Genomic DNA, 2041 nt, shown 5'->3' with positions numbered 1-2041 from the left:
TGCCAGGGCACATTCTTTTTTATATTATTTATCATTGGTGATTTTAATGAAGCGTTTTAATTCAATTAAGAAGAACAGCGAATTTCAAAAGGTTTACAAGACAGGGAAATCCTATGCCAATAAGCTTCTGGTTATGTACGTGAAGCGGATGGATGACGGGAAGGAGCCTCGGATCGGTATCTCCGTCAGCAAAAAGGTTGGAAACAGCGTGGTCCGCCATCACGTGACAAGGTTGGTACGGGAGAGCTATCGGTTAAATAAGGACAGAGTCAGACTCGGATTAGACATCGTAGTCGTTGCCAGACCGGCAGCGAAAGAAGCAGACTTCAAAAAAATTGAGAGTGCATACCTGCACTTATGCGGACTGCATAACATTCTGGAGAATCGAAGTGAGAATATTGATTAAGAAGATCTTGATAAAGATGATTCGGGGATATCAGCTCTATATTTCCCCTATGACAGGACCTCACTGCAAGTACACGCCGACGTGCTCGGAGTACGCCATCCAGGCACTTAAAAAGTACGGCGCTGTAAAAGGTATGATTTTGGCATGTAAGCGGATTCTTCGCTGTAATCCATTTGCAGAAGGCGGTTATGATCCAGTTCCGTAAAGGATGAGGAGGTAGTTCATTGGACGTTAGCGTTTTAGTTGCGACAAAGGCAGGTTCGATCATGGGACCGATCGCCAGCGTGTTTGGTTATATCATGGACTTTTTATTCCGGATTACCAGCAGCATGGGGATCATGAATATCGGTCTGTGTATCATCCTGTTTACCATTATCACAAAGTTACTGTTATTTCCTCTGACGATCAAACAGCAGGAATCGTCAAAACTTATGTCGCTTATGAACCCTGAAATCAAGGCGGTTCAGAATAGGTATAAGGGAAAAACCGATCAGGCATCGATGGCTAAACAACAGGTCGAGATGCAGGCAGTCTATGAGAAATATGGCTCGAATCCGATGGCAGGATGTCTGCCGATGGCGATTCAGCTTCCGATTATCTTCGCTTTGTACCGGGTTATCTACAACATTCCGGCATACGTACCGTCAGTACGTGTCTTTTTTGACAACGTAGCGAACCCGCTGATGGGGCAGCCGGATTACATCAACAAGATTTCCGAGCTGGCAAGCGGTGTCGGCATGGCGGTGGACAAGGTAGACTACACCGTGGCAAACAAAGTTGTAGATATGTTATATAAGTTGACACCGGCTGGATGGGATACGCTGGAAAGTTTATTCCCGCAGATCTCTTCGACGATCGCAGAAAATGCGAGCAAGATTGAGCAGATGAACTATTTCTTCGGCATTAATCTGGCAACTCCGCCGTTTACCGGTTTTAACCACATCACGATCGCATGGATCATCCCGATCCTCGCAGGTCTGACCCAGTGGATCTCCACCAAGCTGATTTCCAATTTACAGCAGGTGGATCAGGACGCGCCGGGCGCGAGCATGATGAACAGCATGATGATCACGATGCCGCTGATGTCCGTATTCTTCTGTTTCTCCCTGCCGTCTGCGATCGGTATCTACTGGGTCGTTCAGGGTGCATTCCAGCTCGTTCAGCAGCTGATCGTAAATGCACATATGAACAAGATCGATGTCGATGATCTGATCCGCCGCAACGTGGAGAAGATGAACAAGAAGAGAGCGAGAAAAGGTCTGCCGCCGGCCAATGTCAGCGAGAAGGCAAGCGTGAATTTAAAGGCGCTGCAGGCACGCGAGGATGCGGAAAGCAAGGCGAAAGAGGACAAGATCTCCCGCAATAAAAAGCAGATGGAGGCGTCTGAAGCATTTTACAATTCCGATCCGAAGCCGGGCAGTCTGGCTTCCAAGGCAAAGATGGTGCAGAAGTACAACGATAAGCACGCGAAAAAATAGAAGGAGGGCGCAGGATGGATATGATTACGGTTACCGCTAAGACAGTCGATGAGGCAGTAACAAAGGCACTGATTGAACTGGAAACCACCAGTGATAAATTAGAGTACGAAGTGGTCGAAAAAGGAAGCGCCGGATTTCTGGGGATCGGCGCGAAACC

The 2041-nt window shown here is 47.6% G+C and carries 4 protein-coding genes; all 4 read left to right on the top strand.

Annotated elements, in window-relative coordinates:
- Positions 1-46 precede the first annotated feature (46 nt).
- Entirely contained in the window at positions 47-406 is a 360-nt protein-coding gene (rnpA, locus tag QVO97_RS03105) for a ribonuclease P protein component (RefSeq protein WP_022358955.1), read from the top strand.
- Entirely contained in the window at positions 402-611 is a 210-nt protein-coding gene (gene yidD / locus QVO97_RS03100; protein ID WP_333489800.1) for a membrane protein insertion efficiency factor YidD, read from the top strand. Before rnpA ends, yidD begins: the two co-directional genes overlap by 5 nt.
- Positions 612-630: 19 nt before the next feature.
- Entirely contained in the window at positions 631-1884 is a 1254-nt protein-coding gene (locus QVO97_RS03095; RefSeq protein ID WP_022358953.1) for a YidC/Oxa1 family membrane protein insertase, read from the top strand.
- A gap of 14 nt (positions 1885-1898) precedes the next feature.
- Positions 1899-2041, top strand: a 143-nt coding sequence (locus QVO97_RS03090) for a Jag N-terminal domain-containing protein (protein WP_288188766.1), incomplete at its 3' end; no start/stop codon positions are given.

The sequence above is a fragment of the Clostridium sp. CAG:43 genome (genome assembly GCF_000434655.1).
In the GTDB taxonomy this organism is placed as follows: Bacteria; Bacillota; Clostridia; order Lachnospirales; family Lachnospiraceae; genus Otoolea; species Otoolea fessa.
This window is presented reverse-complemented; position numbering and strand designations above follow the sequence as displayed.